At 29.2% G+C, this 16,015-nt stretch carries 15 protein-coding genes; 2 read left to right on the forward strand and 13 right to left on the reverse strand.

Annotation, left to right across the window (positions count from 1 at the left end; genetic code table 11):
• Positions 1-102: 102 nt before the first annotated feature.
• From AB0T67_RS08735 to AB0T67_RS08745, 3 genes are read right to left on the reverse strand one after another with little or no spacing between them, the layout of a single operon-like run.
• Positions 103-618 (reverse strand): methylated-DNA--[protein]-cysteine S-methyltransferase, encoded by a 516-nt coding sequence (locus AB0T67_RS08735; RefSeq protein WP_369219988.1) that lies wholly within the window; start codon positions 616-618, stop codon positions 103-105.
• The gene (locus tag AB0T67_RS08740; protein WP_369219989.1) at positions 584-1,675 is read right to left on the reverse strand and encodes a hypothetical protein; all 1,092 of its coding nucleotides are present in this window, start codon (positions 1,673-1,675) and stop codon (positions 584-586) included. Before AB0T67_RS08740 ends, AB0T67_RS08735 begins: the two co-directional genes overlap by 35 nt.
• Before the next feature lie 4 nt (positions 1,676-1,679).
• On the reverse strand, positions 1,680-2,444 hold the full coding sequence (locus AB0T67_RS08745) for a TatD family hydrolase (protein ID WP_369219990.1): 765 nt from the start codon (positions 2,442-2,444) through the stop codon (positions 1,680-1,682).
• A 34-nt stretch (positions 2,445-2,478) separates the two neighbouring features.
• Between AB0T67_RS08745 and AB0T67_RS08750 the strand changes: the two genes are divergently transcribed.
• A complete protein-coding gene (locus AB0T67_RS08750) occupies positions 2,479-2,961 on the forward strand; it encodes a retropepsin-like aspartic protease (RefSeq protein WP_369219991.1) in 483 nt (160 codons plus the stop codon).
• 15 nt (positions 2,962-2,976) lie between these two features.
• Here AB0T67_RS08750 and AB0T67_RS08755 read toward each other — a convergent pair whose 3' ends face one another.
• From AB0T67_RS08755 to AB0T67_RS08765, 3 genes are all read right to left on the reverse strand, one after another.
• Positions 2,977-3,831, reverse strand: coding sequence for a hypothetical protein (locus tag AB0T67_RS08755; protein ID WP_369219992.1), 855 nt, complete (start codon positions 3,829-3,831; stop codon positions 2,977-2,979).
• A 127-nt stretch (positions 3,832-3,958) separates the two neighbouring features.
• A complete protein-coding gene (locus AB0T67_RS08760) occupies positions 3,959-5,146 on the reverse strand; it encodes a pyridoxal phosphate-dependent aminotransferase (protein ID WP_369219993.1) in 1,188 nt (395 codons plus the stop codon).
• A gap of 54 nt (positions 5,147-5,200) precedes the next feature.
• A complete protein-coding gene (locus AB0T67_RS08765; RefSeq protein ID WP_369219994.1) occupies positions 5,201-6,292 on the reverse strand; it encodes a fatty acid desaturase family protein in 1,092 nt (363 codons plus the stop codon).
• Positions 6,293-6,450: 158 nt separating this feature from the next.
• On the opposite strand from AB0T67_RS08765, the gene rsmG reads away from it, so the two are divergent.
• Positions 6,451-7,077: a 16S rRNA (guanine(527)-N(7))-methyltransferase RsmG gene (gene rsmG / locus AB0T67_RS08770; RefSeq protein WP_271230868.1), complete on the forward strand. Its 627-nt coding sequence runs from the start codon at positions 6,451-6,453 to the stop codon at positions 7,075-7,077.
• Positions 7,078-7,152: 75 nt separating this feature from the next.
• Here rsmG and AB0T67_RS08775 read toward each other — a convergent pair whose 3' ends face one another.
• The 7 genes from AB0T67_RS08775 to pruA form a co-directional block, all read right to left on the reverse strand.
• Positions 7,153-7,608, reverse strand: a complete 456-nt coding sequence (locus AB0T67_RS08775; protein WP_369219995.1) for a DUF6428 family protein — start codon at positions 7,606-7,608, stop codon at positions 7,153-7,155.
• A 50-nt stretch (positions 7,609-7,658) separates the two neighbouring features.
• Entirely contained in the window at positions 7,659-8,003 is a 345-nt protein-coding gene (locus AB0T67_RS08780) for an ArsR/SmtB family transcription factor (protein WP_369219996.1), read from the reverse strand.
• Positions 8,004-8,294: 291 nt separating this feature from the next.
• Positions 8,295-8,693, reverse strand: a complete 399-nt coding sequence (locus tag AB0T67_RS08785) for a GlcG/HbpS family heme-binding protein (RefSeq protein ID WP_369219997.1) — start codon at positions 8,691-8,693, stop codon at positions 8,295-8,297.
• Between the two features lie 264 nt (positions 8,694-8,957).
• On the reverse strand, positions 8,958-10,196 hold the full coding sequence (locus AB0T67_RS08790) for a DEAD/DEAH box helicase (protein ID WP_369219998.1): 1,239 nt from the start codon (positions 10,194-10,196) through the stop codon (positions 8,958-8,960).
• A gap of 78 nt (positions 10,197-10,274) precedes the next feature.
• Positions 10,275-11,189 (reverse strand): glutaminase, encoded by a 915-nt coding sequence (locus tag AB0T67_RS08795; RefSeq protein ID WP_369219999.1) that lies wholly within the window; start codon positions 11,187-11,189, stop codon positions 10,275-10,277.
• A 115-nt stretch (positions 11,190-11,304) separates the two neighbouring features.
• On the reverse strand, positions 11,305-14,139 hold the full coding sequence (locus AB0T67_RS08800) for a M16 family metallopeptidase (protein ID WP_369220000.1): 2,835 nt from the start codon (positions 14,137-14,139) through the stop codon (positions 11,305-11,307).
• Between the two features lie 144 nt (positions 14,140-14,283).
• On the reverse strand, positions 14,284-15,909 hold the full coding sequence (pruA, locus tag AB0T67_RS08805; RefSeq protein ID WP_369220001.1) for an L-glutamate gamma-semialdehyde dehydrogenase: 1,626 nt from the start codon (positions 15,907-15,909) through the stop codon (positions 14,284-14,286).
• Positions 15,910-16,015 lie beyond the last annotated feature (106 nt).

Raw genomic sequence — 16,015 nt, forward strand, 5'->3', positions numbered from 1 at the left:
GTTTGAGCTCTTTTTTTGATTTTTCTTCAAAAAAAAGCGAGTGCGGAAAGCGGGAAATTGCTTCAAAAAATCTTTTTTATACTTATCTTTTTGATGAAAGATTTAAAATAAGCTTTGCTGTTTACAATCACTTTCGTGTTCTAAAAGCCATTTTTTTCGCCAAATACCGCCAGCGTATCCTGTTAAAGAACCATCAGAACCAATAACTCGATGACATGGAATAAGTATCCAAATAGGGTTTTTTCCGTTTGCTGATGCAACTGCTCGTATTGCTTTTGGGTTTCCTAATTGTTTGGATTGCTGTAAATAAGTTGTGCTTTTTCCGAACGGAATATTTAATAATTCTGCCCAAACTTTTTGTTGAAAATCTGTTCCTTTCGGATTTAATTTTAAATCGAAAGTTGTTCGTGTTCCTGCAAAATATTCGGATAATTGTGTAACACATTTTTGTAAACAAATCGGAATTTCAGTTGAAGAATTAATTTGTTCATCTACAACTGAAACCGATTGAATTCCGTTTTGGTCGCCAACAATTTTGGCAGTTCCTATGGGAGTTTTGTAATATGTTGTTTGTAACTTCAAATTATTTTTTTGATAATAATCGCCCTTCAAGTCCATAAGCAACTCCAATATTAATACTATATCCTTTTAAATTTGGATTAAAATTAGAGTTACCTACATATATTCTAGCTCTTATATAAGTATTTCCCTCTTCTCTAATATTAAATACTGAAGGACCAAAATTTACTCTTTTTTTGTTTTTAAAATCAAGATTTAATCCAAAAATTGAAGTTCCTGTACTTATTGATTGTCTGTTTTTTTCTTCAGATACTTCTCCAAAAGAGGTAATTCCGTAACCTACAAATGGTGTTAGTTTTATTTTTTCTGTTTGATAAACAGGATACCCTAATGAAGCATTAAAATTATTTATTACTGTTTTATCTCCTTTAGCTAAAAATAAATTTGTGTCGGTTAAATCATTATTTAATTTACTATTAGTAACTGAGATATTTGTTAATAAATAGACATTTTTATATGAAAATTCAAAGCCTATTGCTAGAGCTAATGTGTTATTAAATTTTTGTTTATAACTTCCTGTATACATTCCTAAATCCATACCTAAAAAGATACCATATGTCCAGTTACTTTTTTTGTAATCTATAAAAAAGTAATTAGATGATTCTTCTAATTCTTTTGCTGTTTTTAATTCCCACTTATTAATAACATCAATAGAAAGCCCTTCATTGCTTTCTTTTTGAAAATTATAAACTTGTTTATTTAAAAATTCATTTGAATCAACTAGATAAGAGTTTAACTCATTAATGTTATTTATATTAAAAATTAATTGTTGCAGTTTTCGTTTATTTATCTCAAGAATATTAAATAAAACTTGATTATATGCTAATAAATATTTGTCTTTAAGATTATGCTTAACAAAAGATAATTTTTTATTTATATATGCATCGGCAAAAACTCCATTGTAAATAGTATTTTTAATTTCTTTTTTATCTGTTTTATATAAGAGGTTATAATGTAAAAAAGAGGCATTGTTTTGGTCAGTTATTGCTTGAAAATCATTCCATGTTAATTTTCCATCTTTCCAATATTTTCGATGCTCTTGTGATTTTACAGTTATAGTTAATAATATAAAAAATATGAATATATATTTTTTCATGATTTTAAATTTTGAAAATATCTTTAGAATTTTGAGTTGTAATTTCTGAAATTTCATTAAAAGTTAATCCGTAAATGTCAACTAATTTATCAACAACATTGGTTATGTACGAACTTTCGTTACGTTTTCCTCGATAAGGCGTTGGCGCTAAATATGGAGAATCGGTTTCTAAAACGATGTCTTTTATGTCGATTTCGTTTAAAAATTTATCGATTTTACCCTTTTTAAAAGTAGCAACTCCGCCAATTCCTAATTTCATATTATACGAAATAGCTAGTTTTGCTTGTTCTAAAGTTCCTGTGAAGCAATGAAAAATCCCAAATAAATCATCGCTTTTTTCAGCTTCTAATACTTCAAAAACTTCATCAAAAGCATCACGACAATGAATAACAATCGGTAATTTTTTTTCTTTTGCCCATTGAATTTGAGTTCTAAAAGCTTCTTGTTGTTGGGTTAAAAATGTTTTATCCCAATATAAATCGATTCCAATTTCGCCGATTGCATAAAAAGGACGTTTATCAAGCCATTTTTTTACGTGCGCTAATTCGTCTTTATAATTTTCTTTGACATAAGTCGGATGTAAACCCATCATTAAAAACATCTCGTTTGGATGATTTTTTTCTAAGTCTAGCATTCTTTCTGTTGATGAACTGTCGATTGCTGGGATAAAAAAACGAGAAACACCTGCATCTTTTGCACGTTGTATCATTTCGTTTCTATCTTGGTCAAATTCTTCGGAATATAAATGGGTGTGTGTATCAGTAATCATTTATGTATATTTACAATAAGCAAAAGTACGAGAAATGGCAAGTTTGAAAAAAATATTGAAGAAAAAGAAATACATTAAGATAAAGCTTAAAAAAATGGTGACGAATCATTTAGAATTGAAAGCTAAAATTAATGGCGTAAAAGGAACTTTTATTTTAGATACAGGTGCATCAAATTCATGTGTCGGTTTAGATTTGATAAATCGTTTTAAGTTAATATCCGAAGAAAGTGAAGTGAAAGCCGCAGGAGCAGGAGCAGTGGATATGGAAACTCAAAAATCGGAAAATAATTCGTTACAAATTGGAAAGTGGAAAACCAATCAATGCCATTTAGTATTATTTGATTTAGTGCATGTAAACACGGCTTTAACTCAACACAAAGCCAAAAAAGTAGACGGAATTATTGGTGCGGATATTTTATATAGTGGAAAAGCTTTTATCGATTATGATAAAAAATTATTGTATTTAAAGAAATTAAATAAAAAGAAACGTAAAAAAATAATGAAAGTTCCGTTTTAAGAAAACGGAACTTATTTATTCAAAAAAAGGAATCATTAAATTGATATAATTGATTACTTCTAAAATAATAAGTCCAAAAGTTATAAATACGCTATACAAAGAGATAGTTTCTAAGTAATTATTTTTCCTTTTTTTAACGGGAATTATTTTTGATACATAGAATAAAACACAAGATACAAAACCTCCTAAGATTGGTAAATAATAAATAATAGTTTGTCCTTCTCCTAAAAATTGAGATAGATTTATCGAACTTCCAAAAATGTAGACAAATATCCAGTTAACTGCAAAGAATAATATTTGGAGTATTAAAATACTCAAAACAGAAGTTGGAAAATCTTGTTTTTCAGTTTCATTATTGGAGTTTATATATATCAAAACATAAAAAGGCATAAAAGAATGTAATAGTAATCTTATCCAAAAATTGATTTCTAATACAGGAAAACTAAAACTTAAAAATTTATGTGATGATAAAATATCAGAAAAACTCAAAATAAATAATATAAGTATTGATAAAGCAAGCATCGGAAAAAAGATAAATCCCATAATATTGCCTTCCATTCCTTTTAAATAAGCACGTAAAGTAAACGCTGTTACGAACCAAGTAATTACAGAAATAAATATGTTTTTAGGAACAAAAATTTCCCAAAAATTAAAATCGACAAAAAAATTACATAGATAAGTTATACCAAGTATAATTATAAGATATCCAACAGAAAAAAGTAGGTAAGGTTTTACTTTAAGTTTAGTAACATTTGTTTCTTCTTTTGTGAAAAAATACGCTTCTTTTTTAGATGAAAGTATTATAAATAGTAAAAAAGAAAAAGGATTTAAAAGTATATTAATAATAGAAAGTAGTATTTGTAATATCAATTGAATAAGGCTTTAAATATTCTGAATTAGAATCATGTAAAGTATGCTTAAAAGATTTTAAAAACAAAAAAAGGCTCGTAATTTTAAATTACGAGCCTTTTTAATAATAAGAAATTTTGAGAAAATATTAAGCTAATACTTCTTTAATTCTTCTAACAGCTTCACGTAATTGTAATTCAGAAGCAGCGTATGACATACGAATACAAGCAGGTGCACCAAAAGCTTCACCAGTTACGGTTGCTACATTAGCTTCTTCTAATAATAACATAGAAAAATCACTTGCGTTGTTAATTTCTTTTCCTTTAATTGTTTTTCCGAAATAAGCAGATACATCAGGGAAAATATAAAACGCTCCTTCAGGAATGTTTAATTTAATTCCTTCAACATCACTTAATAAATCTAAAACTAAATCTCTACGAGTTTTAAATTCATCAACCATGTATTGAATTTGAGTTGGTTCAGCTAAAACAGCAGTAATTGCAGCACGTTGTGCAATACAGTTTGTTCCTGAAGTAATTTGTCCTTGCATTTTAGTACAAGCTTTAGCAATCCATTGTGGCGCACCAATAAAACCAATTCTCCAACCTGTCATAGCAAAAGCTTTTGCTAATCCGTTTACGGTAATAGTACGGTCGAACATATTTTCAATAGCAGCAAAACTAAAGTGTTTTGTACCATAGTTAATGTGTTCGTAAATTTCGTCAGATAAAATATAAATATTTGGGTGATTTTCTAATACTTTGGCTAAAGCTCTGTATTCTGCCTCTGTATAAATAGTACCACTTGGGTTATTTGGCGAGTTAAAGAAAATCATTTTTGTTTTAGGCGTAATTGCAGCTTCTAATTGCTCTGGAGTAATTTTAAAATCAGTATCAATAGAAGAAGGAATTTCAACAAATTTAGCTTCACATAAAGTAGCAATTGCTGAATAACTTACCCAATAAGGAGCAGGTAATAAAACTTCGTCACCTGGGTTTAATAAAACTTGTGCAATATTTGCAATAGATTGCTTTGCACCTGTTGATACTACAATTTGATTTGGAGTATAAGTTACGTTGTTATCACGCTTAAATTTTGTACAGATAGCTTCTTTTAACTCTACATATCCATCAACTGGAGTGTATGAGTTATAGTCTTGATTAATTGCTTCAATAGCTGAATCTTTAATAAAATCAGGAGTATTAAAATCTGGTTCTCCTAAACTTAAACTAATGATATCTCTACCTTCTGCTTTTAATTCTCTTGCTTTAGCTGCCATTGCTAAAGTTTGTGATACAGGTAAACTGTTAATTCTGTTTGATAATGCGTTTGACATTGTGTTGTATTATTAAATTGTGTGTTGTTTAGTGCTATTAAATTATGTACTATTTTAAACCGTTTGAGGTTTTTCACCTAAAGTACTAAGTTGTTTAAAGTGCTCAATAAAAGCCTTTGTCATTGTTTTGTATTCGTTGTACGGTAAGTTAAATTCTTCCGTAGTTTCTTTTACTATTTTAGCAATACTATTATAGTGAACATGCGAAATATGCGGAAAAATATGGTGTTCTACTTGATGATTTAATCCACCAGTATAAAAGTTAACTAACCAATTTTTAGGTGCAAAGTTAGATGTTGTATATAATTGATGAACTGCCCATGTGTGTTCTAAATTCCCATCTTTATCAGGTAAAGGCATTTCAGTATTTGGTACTACGTGTGCTAATTGAAAAACAACACTTAAAATCATACCAGCTGTATAATGCATTATAAAGAAACCTAATAAAACTTTCCACCAAGCAATATCTAAAACAAGTAATGGAAGTACAACCCATAAAGAATAATAAGCAATTTTAGAAATAACTAATTTTGTCCATTCTACCTTCGGATTAGGAAATTTACCATATGATAATTTACGTTTTAAATAACCGCTCATTTGTTTAAAATCGGTAGTAATAGCCCAGTTAATGGTTAGCAATCCGTATAAAAATATTGAATAAAATCGTTGAAACTGGTGTACTGGTAACCATTTAGAATGCTTAGAAAAACGGATAATTCTACCTGCATCAATATCTTCATCATGTCCTTTAATGTTGGTAAAAGTATGGTGTAATACATTGTGCTGTACTTTCCAGTTATATACATTTCCTGCTAAAATGTAAATACTGCTTCCCATTAATTTATTTAACCAATTTTTACTTGAAAAAGAATCATGGTTAGCATCGTGCATTACGTTCATACCAACACCAGCCATACCAATTCCTGTAATTACAACAAGTATAAGCATTAACCATTGTGGCATAGCAACTGTTAATATTAATGCAAACGGAATTAAGAAAGTTGCAAACATTATGATTGCTTTAGTATATAACTTCCAATTACCTGTACGTTTAATATTATTTTCTTTAAAATAGGTATTTACCTTTTTATTTAGAGTTCGAAAGAACTTGACGTTATTTGTTCTAGAGAAGTTTACTGTCTTCATTTTGTTGTGAATTATATATAGCAAAAATAAACGTTTTTACACTATATTGTTGCTTACTATTCACTTTTTAACAAGAAAGATATCTTTTGTTAGATAAATGAGTATTAACAATTAGTTTTTTATTTTTGCAACGAAAAATATATTCAATCACAATATCAATGGAACTTATAAAAAAATATTTTACCGATTTAACGGAAACACAGTTAGAACAGTTTTCTAAATTACAAGCTTTGTATGAAGATTGGAACTTAAAAATTAACGTTGTTTCTCGTAAAGATATTGATGAATTATACTTGCGTCATGTTTTACATTCATTAGGTATAGCTAAAGTTATGCAATTTAAACCAGGTTCTAAGGTTATGGATGTTGGTACAGGAGGTGGTTTCCCTGGAATTCCATTAGCTATTTTGTTTCCTGAAACTCAGTTTCATTTAGTTGATTCTATCGGAAAAAAAATAAAAGTAGTGAACGAAGTTGTTGAAGGTTTAGGTTTACAAAACGTAAAAACTACCAACGGACGTGTAGAAGAAGTTAAAGATACTTACGATTTTATTGTAAGTAGAGCAGTGGCGCAAATGGAAACTTTTGTTGGTTGGACAAAAGGAAAAATCGCTAAAAAACAAAATCACGATTTAAAAAACGGAATTTTATATTTAAAAGGTGGTGATTTATCTGAAGAATTAGAGAAATATACTTCGGCAACTATTTATGATTTACCTGACTTTTTTGAAGAAGATTTCTATGAAACCAAAAAAGTAGTGCATTTAGGAATGAAGTTTAAATAATAATTTACTTAAATTACATAAAAAAACAAGGTTGTATTTATAAATACAGCCTTGTTTTTTAATATTAAATATAGCTTAACAACATCCCGAATTAGGCGCGCAACTTGTCGCTTCTGCTATTTTTACTTTTGGTTTTTCAGGAATTCCACAATTATCTTTAGCTAAACAATCAGTTAGTGTGTTTGTTAGTAAGAAATTAGTTCCATCAAAATCCAATCCATATTTACCAATAGTATTTCCTTGATATTCTACTTCAATATCTAAATCACCAATATTTAATAGCTTTTCAGAAAGTTCAATAATATTGGTTAATTTTTCAGGATGTAATCTGTGGTCATAATCATCAGCTTCCCATAATTGAAAGTTTACAACTTCTTCATTTCTAACTGTTCCTCCACAATCAATAAAGTTTTTGGTGATTTTTCCAACTTCTGTTACGTGAAAATGATTAGGAACTAATTCTCCATTTGGTAATTGAAAAGCAATTGTTTTTAATGAAGCTAAATGATTTTTTATTTGTGATAATTTCATAAGTTTGGTCTTTTAATCGTATTATTACGATTGATTAATGTAATTTTTTTTTAACAGCAATTATTAGAATTGCAATTACCTGAATTAATATCAAGGTTTAAAAAAATAGATAAAACACCTTTTATTTGTTGCCAATATTCTTGATCGATACAGTAGCAAACACTTGTTCCTTCTATACTTCCTTTAATTAATTTGGCGTTTTTTAAAGCTTTTAAATGTTGAGAAATAGTTGCTTGTGCTAACCCGATTTCGTTTACTAAATCGCCACACACACAGGAATCAATTTTAAATAAATATTGTATTATGGCAATACGTGCAGGATGCCCAAGTACTTTTGCAATGTTTGAAAGATCGTTTTGTTCTGTTGTAAATATTTCTGATTTTGTAAGTCCCATTTTTAAATTCTTATATTGTAATATTACGATTAATACTCGAATAAAAAAAGTTAAAAATGATATAAAAGTTCAAAAACCTTCATTTTCTACTTAAAAAAGGTGTTATATCCCTATTATTTGCTCTTTTTTGTTAAAAATTGATAAAAATTATTAGAAGCTATTTCCCGCTTTCCGCACTCGCTTTTTTTATTTTTGAAAAAAAAATAAAAAAGAGCTCAAACAATTTCTTCAATCGGGGCTAAAAAAAAGAGTTACATTTAATAACTCTTTTTTTATGAATATTACTAATATTTAAATAGCATTTGCACCAGCTTGAGCAACTTCAAAATCATTTTGAACTGTACTACCACTTACACCAATAGCACCAATAATAATTCCGTTTTTATTTTTAATAGGAATACCTCCAGCAAAAGTAATTAATCCATTATTAGAATGTTCAATATTATATAAAGGAGCTCCAGGTTGCGATAATTCGCCAAGAATACCAGTATCTTTTCCGAATAAAGCGGCTGTTTTAGCTTTTTTCATTGCAATATCAATAGGACCAATAAAAGCACTATCCATACGTTCAAAAGCTACTAAACTAGCGCCAGCATCTACAACTGAAATACTCATTTTTGTATTTAAAGCTACTGCTTTTAAAGTTGCAGTGTCGATTACTTTTTTTGCTTCGGATAAGGTTATATTCATAATAATTTTGTTTTAAAATTGATATATAAAAATCTAAAATATCTTGTCAAAATTAATGATTTTTTAAACGAAATAAACAAGTTTGCAAAAATTCCTAGCCCCGATTGAAGCAATTGTTTGAGCTCTTTTTTTGATTTTTCTTCAAAAAAAAGCGAGTGCGGAAAGCGGGAAATTGCTTCTAATTATTAATCTTATTATTTTTAAATGATAAAAAAAACCTCTTCAAATAAATTGAAGAGGTTTTAATTTTATAAATATATTGTTTTAATACCAACGCTTTTTCTTCTTTTTAGAAGCTTCAGACTTTCGTCCTTTTTTGTTTGTACTAATAGTGTTTGGTTGCTTTATATGTTTAGGTTTTACCAATAAAAAAGGGTGATCTTCAATAATTTTTATAGGTCGTTTTAAAAATTCTTGAATACCTTTTATATAACTAGTTTCATCGGCGCTACAAAATGAAAATGCGATTCCTGCTTTTCCAGCTCTACCAGTTCTACCAATTCGGTGAACGTAAGTTTCAGGAACATTAGGAATATCAACATTAATTACGGCATCAATTTTATGAATATCAATACCACGAGCGGCAACATCGGTAGCAATTAAAATATTTGCTTTATTATTTTTGAAGTCTTCAATTGCTTGATTACGTAAAATCTGAGTTTTATCTCCGTGAACACTTGTTACTTTGTATCCGTTTTTGATAAGAGTTTGCTCTAATTTATCAACACCAAATTTGGTACGTCTAAAAATAAGAATACGTCCTTGTATGGTGTTTTTTAATAAGTATAAACATAAATCTACTTTATGTTTTTTAGGCGTATAATATAATAATTGTCCAATTTTATTAACGGTATTATCGGTTGGAATAACATTAACTGTTTCTGGCTTATAAAGCATTTGTTTTGCTAAATCGCTCACTTTTTCTGGCATTGTTGCCGAACATAAAAGTGTTTGTTTTTTGCGAGGACAAAGTGCTTCAATCTTTTTTACATCTTGAATAAAGCCCATGTCTAACATTAAATCGGCTTCATCTAAAACAAAAGTTTTTAAGGTTGTTAAATCGACACTTCCTTGTTCGTGTAAATCGATTAAACGTCCTGGTGTTGCAACTAAAACATCAATTCCTTTTGCTAAAACTTCTTTTTGTGCTTTTGTCGATATTCCTCCGTAAACAACTCCCGTAAGTATGTTTGTGTACTTTGCGTAGGTGTTAAAACTTTCTTCAATTTGAATTGCCAATTCTCTGGTTGGACTTACAACTAAGGCTTTTATTTTTCTAGGACCTCTTTCAGGAACTAAAGCTAGTTCTTTGGCTAAATTATGAATAATAGGCAATGCAAAAGCGGCTGTTTTACCCGATCCTGTTTGTGAACCAACAATTACATCTTTTTTATCTAGTACTAACGGAATTACTTTTTGTTGTACTAAAGTAGCATTGTGATATTTTTCTTCACTAAGTGCTTTTAAAATATCTATATTAAGATGTAAATCTGTAAACTTCATTGATTATTTTTTTTGCAAAGATAACTTAAATGTAATGATATTGGTTTGTTTCAATTTTAGATTGTAAATCCTTTTATTTTAAAAAATAGATTGTTCTGATAAAGTTGTAAAACGCTCTAAAAACTTCATTCCTTTGTAAGAATTTCCTTTTTCATTCAATTTAGGACTCCAAACAACAACGCTATATTGGTTTGGAAGTATAGCAATAATACCACCACCAACACCACTTTTTCCTGCTAAACCTACTTTAAAAGCAAACTGACCAGATTCGTCATAAAAACCACAAGTTTGCATTAAAGCATTGATTCTTTTTGACTGACTTTTAGATATTATCTGCTCGTTGTTATGAGGCGCTTTTCCGTTATTAGCTAAGAACAAAAATAATTCAGATAGATGCTCACAGCTTAATTCTAACGAGCATAAATCGAAATAAAAATCAAGAACTTTACTAGGTTCATTTTTAATATTTCCGAAAGATTTTATAAAATTACAAAGCGCTACATTTCTGTAACCTACGGATTTTTCAGAAGCCGCAATTTTAGCGGAATAATGAATATCATTATTACCAGAAAGACTTTTAATAAAGGTTAATAAATCTTCTTTAGGATTTTTTAAATTACTGATAAGAACATCTGAAATAACAATTGCACCCGCATTAATAAAAGGATTTCGTGGTATTCCGTTGTCATTTTCTAGTTGAAGAAGCGAGTTAAAAGGATTTCCTGAAGGTTCAACTCCTAGTCTGTTCCATAAATCTCCGTCAAGTATTTTGTAAGCCAAACAAAGTGATAAAACTTTAGCAATACTTTGAATAGAAAATTTTTCTTGATAATTACCTATTCCATATTTAATATTAGAGGTGGTAGTAATATGAACACCAAATTTATTAGGATTTAAACTAGCTAATTCAGGAATATAAGAAGCTAAAGCACCTTTGTTTTCAATATTTTCAACTTTTGAAAATACTTCTTGTATTATTTTTTTGTAGTTCATTTTATTAAAAAAACATTTTTTTAAATGTAGAAAACAAAACTACTAGAAAATAATTTTAATCAAACAAAAAAAGCAACCTCTAAGAGATTGCTTTTTTATTTTAAAATTAAAAATCTTATTTTTTATTTAATAAAATAGGTTCTCCGAATCCTAATTTATTTAAACGATTTAATTGCGTTTCGGCATCACCTACAAAAAGCCAAATCATTTTATCAGGATTAATGTATTTTTTTGATAATTCTTGTACTTTTTCAATAGTCATTTCATTAACTATTTTCTCTCTGTTTTTAACGTAATCAGTATCTAAATTATAAGCGCTAATATTTTGTAACATATTTAATTTAGCATTCATAGTTTCAAATTTTCTAGCATTACTTTTAATTAGAAAACCTTTTGTAGTTGCTAAATCTTTATCAGAAAAAGTAGTAGGGTAGTCTGTAATTATTTTTTTAACAAGTTCGGCAGCTTCTAAAGTAATATTACTTCTAACTCTACTAAAAATACTAAAAGATCCTACAGCTTTTGTTCCAGAAAAATAAGAATAAATACCATACGTATATCCTTTTCCTTCTCTTAATTCTTGCATTAATTTAGAAGTGAAACCACCACCACCAAGAATATAATTCATTACTGTTGCTGGATAAAAATCTTTATCAGTAACAGCTAAAGCTGGTGCGCCAAAATTAATTACCGATTGTTTTGCTTTTGGTATATCATAAAAATAAACAGTCGATTTTTTTGGAGCTTCAGGAGTTTTAAATACAGGAATTGTAACTTCTTTTGAAGTCCATTTAGTTGTTAAACTAGTTAAAGGTTTTAAGGCTTTTTCTTTATTGATATCACCAACAATATGCATTTTAGTAATAGACGGAGAAATGTAATTTGAATAATATGATTTTAAATCATCTAAATTTATTTTTTCTACGGATGTAATGCTTCCTAAAGTATTTTTAGAACGGATGTTGTCTTTTCCGTAAATTAACTCATTATATACATTTCGAGTTACAGTAGTTGGATTTGCTTCTTGCTGACGTAAATTAGCTACAACTGATTTTTTTATCAATTCAAATTCAGTTGAATCCCAACGAGGTTCTAATAACATTTCTTCAACTAAAGCTATTGTTTTAGCATAGTTTTTAGCTAAAGTATTACCGCTTATGGTTATATTTTCTTTTGATGCATAAATATTAATAGATGCGCCTAATTCTTGAATAGCATCTTCAAGTTCTGCTACGGTTTTATTTTTAGTTCCTTTATTCATAAGGTTTGCAGTTAAATTTGCAACACCTAATTTGTTCATGTTTTCTAATAACTGACCACCATCAATAACTAAATTAAAACGAACTAAAGGTACTTCACTGTTTTCAATTCCGAATACTTTAATTCCGTTTGATAATTCATTTTTCCAAATAGTAGGAACTTTTAAAGCAGGAGATTTTCCGTAATTAGGTTCTGTAGCTCTATCTATTTTAGAAGGAGTTTTTGTATACTGAGCTTTAATTTTAGAATCAAATTTTTCTTCAGCTCCATTAACAATTTTTTCTTCTTTAATAATTGCTTCTTTAGAGTTTTTTAAAGCCAAATTAGCCATTCCTTTAGGCACAAAACTAGTTGCGACAAAGTTTTTATTTTTGATGTATGTATTGTAAACACGTATAACATCTTCTTTGGTAACGCTTAAAGTTAAATCAATTTCTTTATTGATAAAATCAGGATCTCCTGCATAAGTGTTATGAGAAGCTAAACTTGTTCCTTTACCAAGTACGCTCGATAAATTATTATAAAATTGAGTTTCTAATCCTGCTTTAATTCTATTTAAGTTTTTATCAGAAATACCTTCTTTTTCAAAGTTTTTAAAAGCTGTATTTACACCATTATTGATATCATTTAAATTAACATTATTAAATCCACGGATACTTAGTTGAATTTGACCAGCTAATTCTGATGACCAATTCCACATATTTGTATTTGCTGTTAATTTTAAATCATCAACTAAAATAGTACTTAAAGGTGCTTTTTTTCCTTGTGATAAATATTCAGTTAATATATCTAAAGCATAAGAATCTTTATGATATAATGGAACTGTTGGCCAAGCATAAGTAACCATTGGTAGTTTGGCTAAATTATCTTCAAAATATAATAATTTTGTTTTTGCTACTTTTCCTGATTGTTTTGCTAAAGGAGTAATTTCTTCACCTCTAGGAATTTCATCAAAATATTTATAAACCCATTCTTTGGCTTTTTCAGTATCAAAATCTCCTGATAAAACTAAAGTAGCATTATTAGGAACATACCATTTTTTGAAGAAATTTTTTACATCGTTTAAAGTAGCATTTTGTAAATGTTCTAAAGAACCGATTACTTGCCAGTTATAAGGATGATTTTTTGGATATAAATTATGGTCAATAATTTGTTGATTGAATCCGTAAGGACGATTGTCATAATTCTGACGTTTTTCATTTTTAACAACTTCTTTTTCTTTAGCTAAAACAGGTTCTGTTACTGTATTAATAAACCAACCTAATTTATCGGCTTCAGCCCAAATCATTTTTTCTAAAGCATCGTTAGGTACAGTTTGTAAATAGTTTGTTCTATCTCTATTTGTAGAACCGTTTGCACCTGATCCACCAATTTTTGCACTCATTTTATCTAAACCACCTTTACCAAGGTTTTCAGATTCTAAAAATAATAAGTGTTCAAATAAATGAGCAAAACCGGTTCTTCCTTCAATTTCTCTTCCAGAACCTACATGAACCATTAATTCTACCGCTACAATAGGATCTGATTTATCGGTATGTAAAATAACTTCTAATCCGTTATTTAGTTTGAATTTTTCAAAAGGAACATTTAAAGAAGTTGCTTTTGTTTGTTTTTTATTTGTAGTTGATTTTTCTTTATTACAATTTATAAAGAGTGTTACTGCTGTAACTAATAGTAGTTTTTTAAACATTGTTTTAATTGTTTGGTTGTGATTTTTGAAATTCGATAAAGATACAGAATCTATAAAGTGAAAAATGTTAAATAAATCTTAGAATTTGGCATAAAAAAACCCCATCAAAATTTGATGAGGTTTTAAAATAATATTATTTGATTCTTATCCTAAGAAAGGGTACTTGTAATCTGTAGGAGATACAAGAGTTTCCTTAATTAAACGAACAGAAGTCCAACGTAATAAGTTTTGAGCAGAACCTGCTTTATCATTTGTTCCAGAAGCTCTACCACCACCAAAAGGTTGTTGTCCTACAACAGCACCAGTTGGCTTATCGTTAATATAGAAGTTTCCAGCAGCGTTTTCTAAAGCTTTAGAAGCTTTTTCAACAATGTATCTATCTTTAGAAAAGATAGCACCAGTTAATGCATATTCAGTAGATTCATCAACTAATTTTAATGAAGCTTCCCATTCAGCATCTTCGTATACGAAAACAGTCATAACAGGACCGAATAATTCAGTTGTCATAGTTGCATAAGTAGGAGATTTAGCAACGATTACAGTAGGCTCAATAAAGTATCCTACCGATTTATCGTGACCACCACCAATAATAACTTCAGCATCAGCATCAGCTTTAGCAGCATCAATAAAGCTTGCTATTTTATCAAAAGAACCTTCATGAATAACAGCGTTAACAAAGTTGCTAGTATCTTCAGGAGAACCCATTTTAATTTCGCTAGTTTGCGCAATTAAATGACCTTTAACTTCTTCCCACATAGAAGCAGGAATGTAAGCACGTGAAGCAGCAGAACATTTTTGACCTTGGTATTCAAAAGAACCTCTAGTTATTGCAGTAGCAACTTGTAAAGGGTTTGATGAATTGTGAGCCCAGATAAAATCTTTTCCACCAGTTTCACCAACAATTCTTGGATATGTTTTGTAAGTATGGATGTTATTTCCAATTTGTTTCCATAAGTTTTTGAAAACATGAGTTGAACCTGTAAAGTGTAATCCAGAGAAATCAGGAGAAGCTAATACAGTATCAGAAATCATAACAGGATCACCATATACAACGTTAATTACACCGTCAGGTAAACCAGCTTCTTTAAACATATCAACAATTACTTGCGCAGAATATGCTTGATGATCAGATGGCTTCCAAACAACAACGTTACCCATTAAGGCAGCTGCTGCGGGTAAGTTCGCTGCAATAGAAGTAAAGTTAAAAGGAGAAATTGCATATACAAAACCTTCTAAAGGTCTGTATTCAACTCTGTTCCAAATTCCAGGTGCAGAAGATGGCTGATCTTTAAAGATATCAGTCATATACTGTACATTGAAACGGAAAAAGTCAATCATTTCACAAGCTGCATCAATTTCAGCTTGGTGAACGTTTTTAGATTGTGCAATCATTGTTGCAGCATTCATTCTTGCTCTATAAGGACCAGCTAATAATTCAGCAGCCTTTAAGAAAATAGAAGCACGCTCAGTCCAACAAGTACTAGACCATTCTTGTCTTGCAGCTAAAGCAGTACTAATAGCAGCATCTACGTGAGATTTATCTGCTGTATGATATTGACCAACCACGTGTTTATGATCGTGTGGAGGTGTAATGTTTTTAGTGTTTCCAGTTCTAACTTCTTCACCATTAATATGCATTGGCACATCAATGTTACTATTATACATAGCTTTATATGTTGCTAGTAACTCTTCTCTTTCTGGTGATCCAGGAGCATACCCTTTTACAGGTTCGTTAATTGCTTCTGGAACTTTAAAAAATCCTCTTGCCATTTTAGTTTGTTATTTGTGTGTTAAAAAAATTTTGTTAAAAAACGAAAACAAAAATCTAATACTATTAATTTGCAAAGATTAAATTGTTTGTTCTGTAAAAAAATAT

The organism is Tenacibaculum salmonis (genome assembly GCF_041053065.1).
GTDB classification, from domain to species: Bacteria; Bacteroidota; Bacteroidia; order Flavobacteriales; family Flavobacteriaceae; genus Polaribacter; species Polaribacter pacificus_A.

Bases quoted from the DNA above. Each gene is read 5' to 3' on its own strand.
- AB0T67_RS08775 (WP_369219995.1), bottom strand. From the start codon at position 7,608: ATGAAATTATCACAAATAAAAAATCATTTAGCTTCATTAAAAACAATT.
- AB0T67_RS08795 (WP_369219999.1), bottom strand. From the start codon at position 11,189: ATGAACTACAAAAAAATAATACAAGAAGTATTTTCAAAAGTTGAAAAT.
- AB0T67_RS08745 (WP_369219990.1), bottom strand. From the start codon at position 2,444: ATGATTACTGATACACACACCCATTTATATTCCGAAGAATTTGACCAA.
- AB0T67_RS08800 (WP_369220000.1), bottom strand. From the start codon at position 14,139: ATGTTTAAAAAACTACTATTAGTTACAGCAGTAACACTCTTTATAAAT.
- AB0T67_RS08790 (WP_369219998.1), bottom strand. From the start codon at position 10,196: ATGAAGTTTACAGATTTACATCTTAATATAGATATTTTAAAAGCACTT.
- AB0T67_RS08785 (WP_369219997.1), bottom strand. From the start codon at position 8,693: ATGAATATAACCTTATCCGAAGCAAAAAAAGTAATCGACACTGCAACT.
- AB0T67_RS08750 (WP_369219991.1), top strand. From the start codon at position 2,479: ATGGCAAGTTTGAAAAAAATATTGAAGAAAAAGAAATACATTAAGATA.
- AB0T67_RS08780 (WP_369219996.1), bottom strand. From the start codon at position 8,003: ATGGGACTTACAAAATCAGAAATATTTACAACAGAACAAAACGATCTT.
- rsmG (WP_271230868.1), top strand. From the start codon at position 6,451: ATGGAACTTATAAAAAAATATTTTACCGATTTAACGGAAACACAGTTA.
- AB0T67_RS08760 (WP_369219993.1), bottom strand. From the start codon at position 5,146: ATGTCAAACGCATTATCAAACAGAATTAACAGTTTACCTGTATCACAA.
- AB0T67_RS08735 (WP_369219988.1), bottom strand. From the start codon at position 618: ATGGACTTGAAGGGCGATTATTATCAAAAAAATAATTTGAAGTTACAA.
- AB0T67_RS08765 (WP_369219994.1), bottom strand. From the start codon at position 6,292: ATGAAGACAGTAAACTTCTCTAGAACAAATAACGTCAAGTTCTTTCGA.
- pruA (WP_369220001.1), bottom strand. From the start codon at position 15,909: ATGGCAAGAGGATTTTTTAAAGTTCCAGAAGCAATTAACGAACCTGTA.
- AB0T67_RS08740 (WP_369219989.1), bottom strand. From the start codon at position 1,675: ATGAAAAAATATATATTCATATTTTTTATATTATTAACTATAACTGTA.